This window comes from Williamsia sp. SKLECPSW1, assembly GCF_054332755.1.
Window position 1 is genome coordinate 258,233 of record NZ_JBTGLI010000001.1, and the last position, 14,902, is coordinate 273,134.

At 70.9% G+C, this 14,902-nt stretch carries 14 protein-coding genes; 6 read left to right on the forward strand and 8 right to left on the reverse strand.

Annotation, left to right across the window (positions count from 1 at the left end; all coding sequences use genetic code 11):
• Positions 1–33: 33 nt before the first annotated feature.
• Positions 34–738, forward strand: a complete 705-nt coding sequence (locus tag ACXVUM_RS01240; protein ID WP_458520072.1) for a transketolase — start codon at positions 34–36, stop codon at positions 736–738.
• Positions 735–1,682, forward strand: a complete 948-nt coding sequence (locus tag ACXVUM_RS01245) for a transketolase (RefSeq protein WP_458520073.1) — start codon at positions 735–737, stop codon at positions 1,680–1,682. The genes ACXVUM_RS01240 and ACXVUM_RS01245 overlap by 4 nt, the downstream gene beginning before the upstream one ends.
• Here ACXVUM_RS01245 and ACXVUM_RS01250 read toward each other — a convergent pair.
• Together ACXVUM_RS01250 and ACXVUM_RS01255 are read right to left on the reverse strand one after the other, a co-directional pair.
• A complete protein-coding gene (locus ACXVUM_RS01250; protein WP_458520074.1) occupies positions 1,649–2,968 on the reverse strand; it encodes a WS/DGAT domain-containing protein in 1,320 nt (439 codons plus the stop codon). The two genes, ACXVUM_RS01245 and ACXVUM_RS01250, sit on opposite strands and share 34 nt — an antisense overlap.
• A gap of 31 nt (positions 2,969–2,999) precedes the next feature.
• Complete coding sequence (locus ACXVUM_RS01255) at positions 3,000–4,220, reverse strand: acyl-CoA dehydrogenase family protein (RefSeq protein ID WP_458522748.1); 1,221 nt, start codon at positions 4,218–4,220, stop codon at positions 3,000–3,002.
• 308 nt (positions 4,221–4,528) lie between these two features.
• Here ACXVUM_RS01255 and ACXVUM_RS01260 point away from each other — a divergent pair, with 308 nt between their 5' ends.
• A complete protein-coding gene (locus ACXVUM_RS01260; RefSeq protein WP_299571080.1) occupies positions 4,529–4,732 on the forward strand; it encodes a cold-shock protein in 204 nt (67 codons plus the stop codon).
• Positions 4,733–4,823: 91 nt separating this feature from the next.
• Here ACXVUM_RS01260 and ACXVUM_RS01265 read toward each other — a convergent pair whose 3' ends face one another.
• Together ACXVUM_RS01265 and ACXVUM_RS01270 are read right to left on the reverse strand one after the other, a co-directional pair.
• Positions 4,824–5,792, reverse strand: coding sequence for an ROK family protein (locus ACXVUM_RS01265; protein WP_458520075.1), 969 nt, complete (start codon positions 5,790–5,792; stop codon positions 4,824–4,826).
• A 62-nt stretch (positions 5,793–5,854) separates the two neighbouring features.
• The gene (locus ACXVUM_RS01270) at positions 5,855–6,721 is read right to left on the reverse strand and encodes a C1 family peptidase (protein WP_458520076.1); all 867 of its coding nucleotides are present in this window, start codon (positions 6,719–6,721) and stop codon (positions 5,855–5,857) included.
• Between the two features lie 96 nt (positions 6,722–6,817).
• On the opposite strand from ACXVUM_RS01270, the gene ACXVUM_RS01275 reads away from it, so the two are divergent.
• Positions 6,818–8,929, forward strand: a complete 2,112-nt coding sequence (locus ACXVUM_RS01275) for a DEAD/DEAH box helicase (protein ID WP_458520077.1) — start codon at positions 6,818–6,820, stop codon at positions 8,927–8,929.
• A 37-nt stretch (positions 8,930–8,966) separates the two neighbouring features.
• Here ACXVUM_RS01275 and ACXVUM_RS01280 read toward each other — a convergent pair whose 3' ends face one another.
• Both ACXVUM_RS01280 and ACXVUM_RS01285 read right to left on the reverse strand, forming a co-directional pair.
• On the reverse strand, positions 8,967–10,055 hold the full coding sequence (locus tag ACXVUM_RS01280) for an NADH:flavin oxidoreductase/NADH oxidase (RefSeq protein ID WP_458520078.1): 1,089 nt from the start codon (positions 10,053–10,055) through the stop codon (positions 8,967–8,969).
• Between the two features lie 43 nt (positions 10,056–10,098).
• Positions 10,099–11,226: an FAD-dependent oxidoreductase gene (locus ACXVUM_RS01285; RefSeq protein WP_458520079.1), complete on the reverse strand. Its 1,128-nt coding sequence runs from the start codon at positions 11,224–11,226 to the stop codon at positions 10,099–10,101.
• 59 nt (positions 11,227–11,285) lie between these two features.
• On the opposite strand from ACXVUM_RS01285, the gene ACXVUM_RS01290 reads away from it, so the two are divergent.
• Together ACXVUM_RS01290 and ACXVUM_RS01295 are read left to right on the forward strand one after the other, a co-directional pair.
• The gene (locus ACXVUM_RS01290; RefSeq protein WP_458520080.1) at positions 11,286–11,852 is read left to right on the forward strand and encodes a TetR/AcrR family transcriptional regulator; all 567 of its coding nucleotides are present in this window, start codon (positions 11,286–11,288) and stop codon (positions 11,850–11,852) included.
• 25 nt (positions 11,853–11,877) lie between these two features.
• Entirely contained in the window at positions 11,878–12,363 is a 486-nt protein-coding gene (locus ACXVUM_RS01295; protein ID WP_458520081.1) for an NUDIX hydrolase, read from the forward strand.
• 4 nt (positions 12,364–12,367) lie between these two features.
• Here ACXVUM_RS01295 and ACXVUM_RS01300 read toward each other — a convergent pair whose 3' ends face one another.
• Positions 12,368–13,021, reverse strand: coding sequence for an isochorismatase family protein (locus ACXVUM_RS01300; RefSeq protein WP_458520082.1), 654 nt, complete (start codon positions 13,019–13,021; stop codon positions 12,368–12,370).
• Positions 13,018–14,901: a hydantoinase B/oxoprolinase family protein gene (locus tag ACXVUM_RS01305; RefSeq protein WP_458520083.1), complete on the reverse strand. Its 1,884-nt coding sequence runs from the start codon at positions 14,899–14,901 to the stop codon at positions 13,018–13,020. Before ACXVUM_RS01305 ends, ACXVUM_RS01300 begins: the two co-directional genes overlap by 4 nt.
• Position 14,902 lies beyond the last annotated feature (1 nt).

Below are 14,902 nucleotides of genomic sequence, written 5' to 3' on the forward strand. Positions count from 1 at the left end.
CTTCGAGTGAACTCGAAGTCAGAGGGTGGTCACATGACCACCGAGACCAGAACCACCGCACCCCGGTTCGGCTACGACGACCTACCCGCACTCATGGCCCGGATGACCGGCGACGAGAAGCACTCACCCGCAGCCACCTCCACGCTCGACGTGGTGTGGGTACTCCACCACGATGTCCTGCGCTCCTCCCCCGATCACCCCGCCGACCCCGACCGGGACCGTTTCTACCTCTCGAAGGGTCACGGCCCCACGGCGTTCTACGCAGTCCTCGCCGCGCACGGCTGGTTCCCGGACGCATGGTTGGACGACTGGATGTCCTACGACTCACCCCTCGGCGGTCACCCCGACCGCACCCTGGTCCCCGGGGTCGAGATCGGTGCCGGGTCGCTCGGACACGGCCTGCCCATGGCGGTGGGCACCTGCACGGCCCTGCGATCCCGCGGCAGCCACGCCCACGTGTACGTCCTCGTCGGTGACGCCGAACTCGACGAGGGATCCAACGACGAGGCCATCGCGTTCGCGGGAGCCCGTGGGCTCGACAACCTCACCGTCGTGGCGATCGACAACGCGTCGTCCACACACAATCGCCCCGGTCGCCTGCCGTCGCGGTTCGCCCTCGAGGGCTGGGCGGTCAGCGAGGTCGACGGGCACGACCACGACGCCATCCGCACCGCACTGACCGAGCGCCCCGGCCGTCCCGTCTTCGTGTCCGCCGTGGTCGAGAGGAAAGACGCATGACCGCCGACCCGCGCACCCGATTCGCCGAGACGGCACTGTCCCTGGTCGACGAGGACCCCGAGACGGCGATCCTCTACGCGGAGATCGCCGGCCAGTGGTTCGCCCGCGACGCCGACCTGCGCCCCGACCGCGTCGTGAACGTCGGCATCCGCGAACAACTCCTCGTCGACGCCGCGGCGGGCATGTCCCTGGCCGGGATGTTCCCCATCGTCCACACGTTCGCGCCGTTCCTCGTCGAACGTGCCTACGAACAGGTCAAACTCGGCTTCGGCCACCAGGACGTCGACGGGCTGCTGGTCTCGACAGGCGGATCCGTGGACATGGCGTCGATGGGACGCACCCATCGGACCGACGCCGACATCGCCCTCATGGCAGCCGTGCCGGGGTTCTCCGTGCACGTCCCCGGGACGGCCGACGAGGTCGAGCAACTCCTCCGGACCGCACATCGACGGCGCGGGCGGCACTACATCCGGGTGACCGCGCAGCAGAACTCCCGCTCGTTCGACGTGGGCACCCCGGCACTGCACGTGGCCCGTCGGGGATCCGGGGCACTGGTCATGGTGGTCGTCGGCCCGCTCCTCGACGCGGCCCTCGCGGCTGCCGAAAGCCTTGCCGTGAGCAGTGATCTCGACCCGACCGTCGTGTACACCGCCACCGTCCGACCGTTCGACGCCGCCGGGTTGCGCGGCGTCGTCGGCCCCGTGCCCGACGTGGTCCTGCTGGAGCCCTATCTTCGGGGCACGTCGAGCCAGGAGGTCGGTGCGGCGCTGGTCGACCGGCCGCACCGGCTGCTCGCGCTCGGGTTCGACCGCGAGGAGAACCGGCGCTACGGCACACCCGACGAGCACATCGCCTCCGCCGGCCTCGACGCCGGCGGGATCCACCGCGCGATCACCGAGTTCGCCGTCGCTCAGCGCAGCGCCGCGGCGAGCCGGTCGGCGTAGCGGTCCGGGTCCGGCAGGCCCGTCGGCGAGGAACACACCGACAGCGCGACCCGTCCACCGATGCCGTGGACCCCGTGTGTCACCGACTGCACCGGTGACAGCGCGGGGAACCCTGCGGTCAGCGCGACCCGCCCGCCACCGAACACGAGGTCGTCGTCACCGCGGTTCACGCTCGACACCACCGTGTTGCCGCTCACCGTGGTCGGCACCGCGGTCACGTCGAACGACCGGACACCCCAGGCGACGAGCGCGGCCGGCATCGCCGCGATCGCCGCCGACTCCGCCCGCGCGGCGGGGTGCTCGCCACGTCGCATCATCTCGGCGAGGTCGTCGGCGATGCGCGACGCACGCCGCGCGGGGTCCGGCTCGTCGACCGCGAGATCGACACCGACGGAACGGAAGTGGTTACGGGACCGGCGCGCTCCGACACCACCGATGAGCACCTCGGCCCGCAGGAGCGAGACCCCGAGATGCTCGGCGAGCGCCCGACCGATGACGGTGAGCGCCCCGACGGTCACCGTCGGACCGATGTCACGCAACGTGTCGGCGTCGGTGACGACGACCCGGAGATCACGTCGGGTGTCCGGCGCGACGTTGACCGACAGACGCGCAACGCCCTCCCGTCGACGCGGCAGGCGGCCCGACTCCTCGTCCCGCACACGATCGCGGTGGGTGCGATGCGCCCGGGTGCCGCGCGCCAGCAGTGTCGCCGCCTGCAGCGGAATCCGCGCGACCCCGACGGCAGCCGCGGCGATCGGCGGCACCGTCGGTCCCGGCGGCCGCACCTCGCTCGTCGCGCACGCCGCGTCGTCGAACAGTCGACGCGCGAGCGTCGACGCCAGCGTGCCGTCGGCCAGCGCGTGGGAGATCTGCAGCACGGCGACGACAGAGGTCCCGGCTGCACTGGGCACATCCCGCACACCGGTGAACAGGTGCACCCGCCACGGCAGGTGTCGGGCGTCGACCTGGTCGGCCATAGTCTCGCCGAGACGTCGCAGGCATGCGGTCCACTCGTCGACCGCGTGGACACGCACCGCATCCGCCGCCACCGTCGTCGCCGTCCACCGTGGACTGTCGAGGTGGGCGGGCACTTCCACGACACGCACGCGGAGATCCGCGATGGTGTTCGCGCGCTGGATGATTCGCTCCGTCAGGACTCCCACGGCATCCATGCCACCGGAGAACGCGTAGAGCAGGAACTGGTCGCTGGGGATGACGCCGGACATCCACAGCGCCTGGGCATCGGTCGACGTGAGCCGACCGCGGATCGACGACGTCGGGTGCACGCCGCCCGACGCTACCGGGCGGCCGGTCCGCTCACCGCTTCCCGGCGCTCCACGCGTACGGGAGATCGGTGCCGTTGAGGACGTGGGCACCGATCGACTGCAGCTTGACGATCAGCGGGTTGTGCACCGAGACGGTCCGCGCGTTGCGCCAGTGACGATCGAGGCGCAGACGCTCGGAGGTGATCGAGGCCCCGCCGACCTCGAACAGCTGGTCGGTGGCGTCGAGGACCAGTGGGATCAGCACGGCCTGCGCGTGGGATGTGGCCAGTTCGGCGGCGTCGAGCAGGCCGGTGTCGAACTCCCCGCGGGCCGCCGCGTCGTCGATCGCCGCATCGAGCGTGTCCGCGACGGCGAGCACGGTGGTCCGGGCGACGTGAGCAGCGCTCGACAGCCGACCGATGACCTGCTGCACCAGCGGGTCCTCCCTCGGCAGGTCGGCGACGGAATGGCTGTAGCTGCGGGTGCTCTCCCGGACCCAGGCCGCGACGTCGTCCGTGGCGCGGCGTGCGATGCCCGCGAGCACGGCCAGCTGAACCAGTTGGAGGTACGAGGTCGCGTAGGTGGGGCCCGGCGCGCCGTAGCCGGGCCCGAGGAGACGGTCGGCGGCCACGCGCACACCGACGAACTCGATGGTGCCGCTGGCGGTCAGACGCTGCCCGAAGCCGTCCCAGTCGTCGTGCCGGGTGACACCGGGTGCGTCGGCGTCGACGAGGACCGACACCCGCTCCCCCTCGAGATCCGCTGCGACGAGGATCTGGTCGGCATAGAGGCTGCCGGTGCTGTAGTACTTCGTGCCGTCGAGCACGTAGTCGGCGCCCTGTGTGCGGACCGTGGTCCGATACCGGTCGACGGCACCCACACCGGGCTCGGTGATCGCGTTGCCGACCAGCGTCCCGCCCGCCACCGCGCGCAACCATCGCTCGCGCTCGGCGACATCGGTCGACAGTCGCTGGTCCTCCACGAAGCTCCAGTGCACCCGCAGCGCCTGCGGCAGATTGGATTCCGCCGCCGCGAGATCGACGAGAAGTGCGAACAACTGGCGAACACTCACCCCGAACCCGCCGAATTCGACGGGAACTCGCAGTGCACCGAAGCCCGCGTCGCGGAGCAGTCGGACCTCGTCGAAAGCCAGTCTCCGGTCGACCTCACGCTCGACCGCGCCGGCCGCGATCCGGTCGAAGATCGGCCCGAACCGTGCGGTCAGATCGACGCCGGAACGGGCGTCGACGCTGGTGGAGGTGGTGGATGTGATGCTGTCGGTACTCACGAGGACCGAGTGTCGGCGGGATCACGATCGACCGACACCTCTGCGATCACGCTGAGCGCAAACGATTTCGCCGAGTCGTCTGCCCTGTCGGCGCGCGTGCCATCTTGACAGCGGTCGGGCACCCGTGTTGACTCGTATCCGGTTGTAGTTTTTGTGTTCGATCGTCGCTCGCAGAAATACACACGCGTGCGCGTCGGGCATTCTTCTCGAATTCCCTCGCTCCCGTAGTGGCACCACCCTGGGCCGGGCAAACCGCACGGTCCGATCAGCAACACAGCAGTAGGAGAAACACCATGAGCCAGGGAACCGTGAAGTGGTTCAACGCCGAAAAGGGCTTCGGCTTCATCACCCCGGATGACGGCGGCAAGGACGTCTTCGTCCACTTCAGCGAGATCCAGGGTTCGGGCTACCGCAGCCTGAACGAGAACGATCGCGTGACGTTCGAGACCGAGCAGGGCGCCAAGGGCCCCCAGGCGGTCGGCGTCTCCGCCGTCTGATCTCACCGGATCCGCTCGACCCCGCCCCTGACCTCACGGTCGGCGGCGGGGTCGAGTCGTCTCTGCAGGAAGTCCTGTGCGCGCGGGGAACTCAGCTCGGGAGCAGATCCGCGCGATGCACGAACGCCGCCGCGCCGACGAGCGGTGCCGTGTCACCCAGCGCCGCCGGGACGACACGCGTGGCGGCGACATAGGGCAGGGGGTGCCGGTCGACCCGCTCACCGATGCGCCTCACGAGATCGTCGGCGACCCTGGCGAATCCCCCGCCGATGACGACGAGATCGACGTCGAGCAGCGCACAGGCGCTGCAGATCCCCTGCGCGACAACGTCGGCGAGGCGGTCCACCACCCGCTGCGCGACGGCGTCACCGGCTCGGACGGCGTCCGCGAGCTCCTCACCGGTGGTCCCCGCCCACCCCTGCGACCGCGCCCAGGCGACCGTGTGCGGCCCGGAGGCCACCGACTCGAGGGTCGTGCGACTGCCGAGACTGGACTCTCCTGTGTGGCCGGACACCTCGATCTGCCCGATGTGACCCGCGTTGCCGGCGACGACTCGGCCGCCGAGCACGATTCCACCGCCGATGCCGGTGGAGATCACCATCGCGACCATGTCGTCGACACCGACGCCGGCACCGAGCCAGTGTTCGGCCAACGCGATGGCGACGCCGTCGCGTCGCAGGGTGACCGGCAGGCCGGATGCGACGACCACCGGCGCCTCACGGATGGTCGCCGCCAGCGGGTGGTCACGCCAGGCGGGCAGGTTGATCGGGCCGACGCGGCCGGTCGCGTCGTCGACAGGCCCCGCACAGGCGACACCGATCCCGCGCAGCCCGGCCACTCCCCGCTGCGCATCCGCTCCGGTCAGCACCTCCTCGATCACGCCGAGGACGGCCGCGTCCAGCGCGTCGGCCGACGTCGCCTCGCCGGTCGGCGCCCGACGCCGCGTGCCCGGGACGACGTTCCCGCCGGGATCGATCAGTGCCGCCTCCACTTTCGTCCCACCGATGTCGACGGCGAGCGCAGGCGCTCCCCCGTCCCCGGCGATCGGTGCAGCTGTCATGTGCGCCGAGCGTAGTCGGCGCAGCCGCGATCTCCGATCGGTTCCGCGCCCCCACGGGCCGTTCAGGCCGTGACGAGTTTGCCCATCGAGTGCACCTCGACGACGTCGGATCCGGTGACGAACGACCAGGGCGCGGTGAAGAACCCGTTGTTCCCCCACGAGGTGCCCCAGGAGTTCTCGAGCGTGACGCCGGTCGAGGAGTAGCCGACGATGGTCACCTCGTGCCCGCCGATGGACGGCTGAGCGGTGTCGGGGACGTAGTTCGACCGGGTCGCGGTCAGCGTCTCGAAGTTCGGACGGACCGCGAATCCGATGGCGACCGGCAGGCCGCTGGCGATGGCGTTCTCGACGTTGGTCCGCAGATCGCCGCGGGCGGTGAGGTCACTGGACCCGGAGAGCGTGTAGCGGGCGGCGTTGGTCCGCTCGGCGGCGGTGGGTTGCGTCGTGAAGTCGTAGTCGCCCTGGCTGTAGTCGGCGCGGGTGTCGATGCCCTGCGAGACCTCCATCGGCAGCGCGACCGCGGCGGTCGTCCCCTCGTCGTCGCCTCGCGCGATCTGCGAGTAGACGAACATCGGCGCCATCGGACTGCCGGTGATGCCCTGCTCGCGCATCAGGATGCCGTAGCCGGTGTACCCGGTCGCCCACGCGACGCACGACCCGACCTGCCCCTGGTCACCGGGGGGCAGCGCGTACTGCTGCAGCGATGCCGACGCCGGGAGCGCCGTCGTCCCACGCAGTCTCGCCGGCAACGCGTCACCCGACGACGTGTCGACGTTCTCCGCGGCTCGGGCCGTCGGCAGGTTCAGGCCGAGACCGTGTCCGTCGGCCCGCGCCGGGGCCGCGTCGGCGACAGCACTGTTCGCCACCGACGACGCGGCGATCACCACCAGAGCCGACGCCACAGCGCGGCCCACGACGCAACGGTTCATGGTCTCTCCTCGGGTCCACATCACCCGTCGGGTGATTAGTTATGCGAAATAGAAACACACGAAGCCGTCGGTGTCGCCCGGTAGCGTCGATCCTCGATGCAGACAGAACACGCCCCCGCCGATCTGACCGCCGATCGTGCCGCGGTCGCGACACGGGTCGTCGAGGCCCTCGCGGGCCCCGGTGCGGAACTCCGGGACGACCAGCGCACAGCGGTCGCGGCTCTCGTGTCCCCGGGCGCCCGTGTGCTCGTCGTCCAGGCGACGGGGTGGGGCAAGTCGGCGGTGTACTGGGCGGCGACGGCGATCCTGCGTGCCGAGGGCGCCGGTCCCACCCTCATCGTGTCGCCGCTGCTCTCACTCATGCGCGACCAGGTGGCGGCCGCGGCCCGTGCCGGTCTGCGCGCGGCGACGGTCAACTCGAGCAACGTCGACGACTGGTCGGCCATCGAGGGCGATCTCCGCGACGGCGCGCTGGACGTACTGCTGGTCTCGCCCGAACGGCTCGCCAACCCGGGCTTCGGCCGGCGCGTCCTCGACGCCGTCGCCACCCACCTGGGGATGCTCGTCATCGACGAGGCGCATTCGATCTCCGACTGGGGACACGACTTCCGACCCGACTACCGACGCGTGGCCGATGTGCTCTCGTCGACCGACCCGGCCATGCCGGTGTTGGCCACCACCGCCACCGCCAACGCCCGCGTCACCGAGGACGTCGCGCGCCAACTCGGTGACGCCACCCTGGTGTTGCGCGGCCCGCTGGCGCGGAGGTCGCTGACCCTCAACGTGTGCCCCTCGATGAGCCCACTGCAGCGCTACGCCTGGGTGGCCGAGAACCTCGGACGCCTCCCCGGGTCGGGCATCGTCTACGTGCTCACCGTCGCCGACGCCGACCGGCTCGTCGCGGCGATCCGATCCGTGCACGGTGACGCGATCCCGGTGGCCGCCTACACCGGCCAACTCGACACCGAGCGACGCCATGAGTTGGAAGACGCGTTGCGGGACAACAGACTCACGGCACTCGTGGCGACCTCTGCGCTCGGGATGGGCTACGACAAACCCGATCTCGGATTCGTGGTGCACGTCGGTTCGCCGCCGTCACCGGTGTCGTACTACCAGCAGGTGGGTCGTGCGGGCCGCGCGATCGACGAGGCCGTCGTCGTCCTGCTGCCGTCACCGTCGGACGCGGGGATCTGGGACCACTTCGCCACGGCGACCATCCCCGATCCCGCGCAGATGGACGCCGTCCTCAGCGAGCTGCGTTCCGCCGCATCGGGCGAGGCGCCGTCGGCGGTCGCGATCGAGGCGTCCACCGGCATCCGCCGCACCCGGGTGGAGCTGATGCTCAAGCAGCTCGCCGTCGACGGCGCGGTGGAACGCGTCGACGGCGGTTGGCGTGCCACCGACCGGCAGTGGCACTACGACGCCGAACACTACGACGGCATCATCGCGACCCGCCGCCGCGAGGCCGACATCATGCGCGCCTACACCCGCGGCGACCGGTGCCTGATGGCGCTGCTCGTCGCGTCCCTCGACGACCCCGACGCGGGCGACTGCGGCCGATGCTCGGTGTGTCGCGGCGCGCTGTCACCGGGCCTGTCGGAGGCTGCGGACGTCGCGACCGCGCGATCGATCGCCGGCGCTCTGCGCTCCGACGCCCAGGAACTCGCGCCGCGGAAGATGTGGCCGGGCGGGGTGTTCGGCGCCAAGGGCCGCATCCCCGGTCATCTGGCCGCCGAACCCGGGCGTGTGCTGGTCCACGCCGACGCCCCGGAATGGGTCGACACACTCGACGCGGCACGTGGCGGAGAGCCCGACGCCGTCGACGAGGTCTGCGCGGCGGCGGTTCGAACGTTGTCGCGGTGGCGGTCGGAGTGGGTGACGCGCCCGGAGATCGCCGTGACGCTGACCCTCACCGGTTCCGATCTCGCCGCCCGCGTCGCCGATCACCTCGCCGGGGTCGGTTCCCTCGACCGTGTGGATCAGCCGATCGACGGTGCCGTCACGATCGACCGCGAGGCGTCCGGTGCCGAGGAGGCCGCCCGGTGGCGCTCCGTGATGGGCACGGCGCCCGCAGAGGTCTCCGGCCGGGCGGTGCTCCTCGTCGTCGACGCCAGCCGCTCCGGGTGGCCGGTGACGGTGGCCGCCGCGCACCTGCGTGACGCCGGCGCCGGACCGGTGCTGCCGCTGCTCATCCACCGCCCCGCCTGACCCGACCGGCGGAGCCGGCTGGGTCAGGCCGTAGCCGTCAGTCGCGCCAGGCTCCGCGCAGGTACTGGGGGCGGTAGGGCGCCTCGTGGTGGTCGAGGCCGAGGGTGTGGGCGGCGCGCAACGGCCACGCCGGGTCGCGCAGCGCCGCCCGGGCGAGGAAGACCGCGTCGGCCTGTCCGGTGCCCAGGATCGTCTCCGCCTGCTCGGCGTCGGTGATCATGCCGACCGCTGCCGTCGCCACCGACGCCTTGTCCCGGATCTGGGATGCGAACGGCACCTGGTAGCCGGGGCCGACGGGGATGTCGGCGAGGACGTTGCCACCCGTCGACGCATCGACCAGGTCGACGCCGACGTCGGCGAGTCGCTGCGCGAGCGCGACGGAGTCGTCACCGGACCAGCCGCCGTCGGTCCAGTCGGTCGACGAGATGCGCACGAACAGAGGTTTGCCGGCGGGCCAGGCCGAGCGGACGGCCTCGGCGACCTCGACGAGAAGTCGTGTCCGCCCCTCGAAGTCACCGCCGTAGGTGTCGTCGCGACGGTTCGACAGCGGGGACAGGAACTCGTGCAGGAGGTACCCGTGCGCCGCGTGGATCTCGACGACGTCGAACCCGGCCTCGTCCGCGCGACGGGCCGCGTCGGCGAATGCCTGTACGACGTCGGCGATCTCGTCGGCGGCGAGGGCGCGGGGAGTCGCGTAGCCCTCGAACGCGACGGCGGACGGCGCCACCGCCTCCCACCCGCCCTGCGACTCGGGAACGGATCCCTCGTCCTCCGCGAACGGCGACCACGTCGACGCCTTGCGCCCGGCGTGAGCCAGCTGCACGCCGGCCCGGGAGTCCTGTGCGTGGACGAAGTCGACGATGCGCGCCCACGCGCCGGCCTGCTCGTCGTTCCACATGCCCGCGTCCTCCGGGCTGATCCGCCCCTCGGGTGTCACCGCGGCGGCCTCGGTCATCACCAGCCCGAACCCGCCGATCGCGTGCGACCCGAGGTGGGCGAGGTGCCAGTCGCCGGGCATCCCGTCGCGCTCGAAGCAGCTGTACTGGCACATCGGCGACATCCACACCCGGTTGTCGAACGTGACGTCGCGCAGGGTCAACGGGGTGAAGAGATGCGATGTGCTCACGACGGGGTGCAACCGAGCCGCGTGCCCGCCGATTCCCGTGGCGTCAGCGGTGGGCGAGTTCGGCGATCTCCATCGCGGCGCGGCGGCGCACCGGAGGCAGCGTCAGGGCCGTACGGATCACGGTGTTGCGCGCGGCGCGGGCGGCGCCCCCGCGCACGGTGGCCGCGCGCGTCATGCGGTCGGTGAGGGCGAGGACCCGACGCGCGACGGGGCGTCGCCGCGACTCGTAGGTGTCGAGCGGCGCTCCGGTGGCGGCCACCTCGGCGAGGACGACGGCATCCTGGACGCCGATGTTCATCCCCTGCCCGCCGGCCGGTGAATGCACGTGTGCCGCATCACCGACGAGGGCGACGGCACCCCGGTGGTAGGTCTCGGCCAGCCGATGGTGGACGTGGAACCGGCCACTCCACGCGACGTCGGACACGGTCGCCATTCCCCCGCGACGACGCAACAACTCCTCGATCTCCTCGCCGCTCGGTTGTCGCGGGGCGTCGTCGAGGGTGGCGACGACACGGAACCGGTCGTCGGGCAGGGGTGCGACCACCGCGAGTCCGTCGGGGGCGAAGGTCAGCGAGACGGTGTCACGCGGCACCGGCCAGTCCATGGCGACGTCGGCGAGGACGAACGACTGGTCGTATCCGCTGCCCGGGAACCCGACCCCGAGGAGATCGCGGACGGCACTGTGCATCCCGTCGGCCCCGACCACCATGTCCGGTGTGACGTCCTCCCCGGACGCGAGTCGCACCGTCGCCCGTCCGTCGTCGAGGTGCAGTCCCGTCACCGCGGTCCCCCACTCGATCGCGACGCCGACACCGCTCAGCCGGTCACGCAGGATCGTCTCGGTGTCCGCCTGCGAGATCATCGACGTCCACGGCCAGCGTGTGGGGAGTCCCTCGAAGCTCAGCCGGGCCAGCGAGCGGTCAGCGTCGCGGATGTCGAAGCGGGGCACCCGCAGTGCACGGTCGCCGATCGCCTCGACGACGCCGAGCGGCTCGAGCACCTCCAGCGTGCGGGGGTGGATGACCGCGGCGCGCGACGTGTTCGCACCTTCCGTCGCCGCGTCGACGATTCGCACGTCGAGGCCGTGGAGTAGCAATGCGATCGCCGCGGTCAGACCGGCGGGCCCGGCCCCGACGACGAGTGCGGTGCGGGGTGCCGTAGAAGTCATCATGCGTTGACTTTATGCCTCCCGGACCAGGCAGTCAACGGTCGTTGACATAGACTCGCGGCATGGCTCCCCACCGACGCGACGCCGACGCCACCCGCGGCGCTCTCGTCGCCGCAGCCCGTGACCGCTTCAGCCGCACCGGGTTCGCGGCCACGACGGTCCGTGAGATCGCCACCGACGCCGGCGTGGACCCGGCGCTGATCATGCGATACTTCGGCGGCAAGCGCGGTCTGTACGAGGCGGCGGTGCAGGTCGATCTCGCGCTCCCCGATTTCGCCCACGTCGACACGGACGACCTGGGACGCGCCGTCGTCGAGACCTTCCTGGACCGCTGGGACACCGACGCCGGCGAGCCGTTGCGCCTGCTGCTCACCGCCACAGGCACCGACCCCGACGCCGCCGATCGGATGCGCGCCACCTTCGACCATCAGGTCCGGCCGGCGATCGAGGCGGCCCGGGCGACACGCGACGACGCCCCCCACGTCGAGGTGATCGTGTCGACCCTCATCGGCTTGGCAACGCTGCGCTACCTGGTCCGCGTCCCGGAAGTCGTCGCGCTGACCCGCGCGCAGGTGGTGGACCGGTTCGCGCCCACCCTGCAGTGGCTCCTCACCGGCCGCGACGGGTGAGGCCCGCCCGCCTACAGTGCGGGGCGTGCCCACTCCCGACTTCATCCTCGCGTTGCGCGAGAAGATCGGTCATGCCCCGCTCTGGCTGTCCGGGGTGACAGCGGTCGTCCTGCGTGACCCCGACGCCGCGCCGGACACCGATGTCCTGCTGGTCCGCCGCTCCGACACCGGTGCGTGGACACCGGTCACGGGGATCATCGACCCCGGTGAGGAGCCGGCGATCGCCGCGCAGCGCGAGGTGGCCGAGGAGGCGAGCTGTGTCGCGGTGGCCGAACGGCTCGCCGCCGTCGGTGTCACCGAGCCGATCACCTATCCGAACGGTGACGTGTCGCAGTACCTCGACCTGACGTTCCGCATGCGGTGGACCTCCGGCGAGCCCGCGGTCGGCGACGACGAGAACACCGAGTGCGGCTGGTTCCCACTCGACGCCCTGCCGCCCATGTCCGACGAGATGCACCGCCGGGTCGCGGCCGCTGTCGACGACCGTCCCGACGCGGTGTTCCGTACGTGACCGGCTAGGTCGGACCGCCACCGAGGAGCGCGATCGCGGCGTCCAGGTCGACGACGTCGGCGTACTTCGCCTGCAGGTCCAGCAGGTTCGCCTCGTGGACGGCCTGGGTGCGGTCGCCGCACGCGTCGGCCACGACGATCGGCGCGAACCCGTGGGCGATGGCGTCGGTGGCCGTCGCACGCACGCAGCCGCTGGTCGACAGACCGCAGATGACGAGGGTGTCGATGCGGCGTGCGGTCAGCGTCGCCGCCAGCGAGGTGCCGCTGAACGCGCTGGCGTACTGCTTCGTCACCACCGTCTCCCCCGGGACGGGTCGAGGGTGGTCGACGAGATCGCCCAGAGGCGACCCGGCCGCGAACACGCGCAGCGACGGGATCTTTCGCACGAACAGCCCACCGTCGACGATCTCGTCGGTCTCCGGATCCACCTGGTACTCCACGCGGGTGAACATCACCGGCACCGCCAGGCCACGGGCCGCGTCGACGAGTCGCCCGCAGGCTGCCACGGCGTCCTCGACCGGCGCACGCAGCGGCGAGGCGTCCTCGGTGTAGGCGCGGGCGAGGTCGATGACGAGGACCGCGGGGCACTCCCCGACACCGACCGAGCCGGCGAATCCCGATGCGCGGTAGTCGTCGATGGGCCCCGACGGCGGGGTCACCGTCCCGACCGGGCCGCCACCGGCGGTCGCGGCGCCGGTAGGCCGGTCTCGGCCTCGCACCGCTCGAGGATCTCCGGCATCTCCGGGCCCATGTCGAAGGTGGTGAGCTCGCCCCGCGTGGAACGGATCTCGGACCGCCGCGCCTCGGTGGCGTCGGTGTCGACGACACCGTCGGCGTCACAGACGACGCCGTAACCGCCCGCCGCGCCGTCGACGGAGACGAGACCTCGTCGCACCTCGAGGGCGACGAGCTCCGGATCGCGGTCGAGGGGATCACCCCACCCACCACCGCCCCAGGTCACGAAGTGCAGGACGTCGCCGGGGAACACGGGCGCATCGTGGATCTTGCTGGGCAGGATCTCGACCTCGCCGGTGGCCCGCTGGATCCACTTGCGGCCGCGCGCACCGGGTTTGCCACCATTGACTCCCCACGGATACGTGAGCCAGCGGTCGTCGTGGATGGCGATGGTGCCGGGCTGCTCGAAGTGGTAGGACACGTCGACGCCGTTTCCACCTCGGTGGACCCCCGCGCCACCGGTGTCGGGCACGGTCTCCCACCGCTCGACACGCAGCGGGTAGTACGACTCGAGGTACTCGCACGGGATGTTGACGAACGACGGCCACAGCGAGTGACCGTCGGGGCCGTCGCCGATCGGCCGACCGGGGATCCCACCGAACCCGATGGAGTACAGCTGGAACCACTCGCCGTCGCGCGGACCGCCGTCGTAGTGGCCCGAGTACATGAAGTGCGGCGACGACGAGAACCCCGCGGCGTTGAGGATCTCGGGGTTGTTCTGCCCGAGTAGACCGCCGAACAGGTCGAAGACGCGGCCGATGCCGTGGTTGCGGCCGTTGAGAGCGGCGGGATACGCGGGTTTCCAGAACGAGTTGTCGGGGATCGTCACGTCGATGAGCGGATAGAACCCGTCGTTCCAGAGGATCTGGGGGTCGGCGATCGTGATGACGTAGATGCCGAAGAACATCCGGACGAGGTTCTCGTTGATGAAGTAGTTGATCGGTCCGACCGCCTGCGGCGCGTGCTCGGAGAAGTCGAGGTGGATCTTCTCGCCGTGCCGCGTCAGCTTGATGGTCAGCTGATACGGGCCGTAACCGCACCCGTCGTCGCAGATCCAGTCGCTGAACTCGATGGTCTCGCCGTCGACGAACAACGTGGACAGAAGGACTTTCATGGCCTGGTAGTTGCGGTCGAGCAGGGCGTCGAGCGCCGACAGGTAGGTCTCGACACCGAAGCGGTCACACAGTTCGACGATGCGCCGCGATGCCGTCGTGCACGCCGCGACCAGCCCGTTGAGGTCCGCGCGGTTCCAGTCGGGCATGCGTACCTGATTGAGGATGATGTCCAGCGCGGTGTCGTTCAGCTCTCCGTGGTCGTACAGCTTGAACGGCGGGATCACCACGCCCTCTTCGTAGATGGTGCGCGCGTCGGCCGGCATCGACGACGGTGTCTTGCCGCCGACGTCGGACATGTGGCCGAACATCGACGACCAGCCGACGACCCGACCGCTGTGGAAGATCGGCAGCACGACCAGCCAGTCGTTGGCGTGACTGATCGCGGCACCACACGCGTACGGATCGGAGGTGAGCAGGATGTCACCCTCGCCGACCGTCCCGTGGAAGTTGTCGAGGAAGTCGGGCACCGACAACCCGAACTGACCGACGACCATCTTGCCGCTGGGATCGGCGATGAGCGGGAACTCGTCGTGCTGCTCACGGATGCCCGGGGACAGCGCGGTGCGGAACAACACCTCGTCCATCTCGTAGCGCGCGTTGCGCAGGGCGTTCTCGATGATGTCGAGGGTGACCGGGTCGACGGTGGTCTTCTCGACGGGCTCGGTGGTGGTCTCGATGATGGTGGCCATG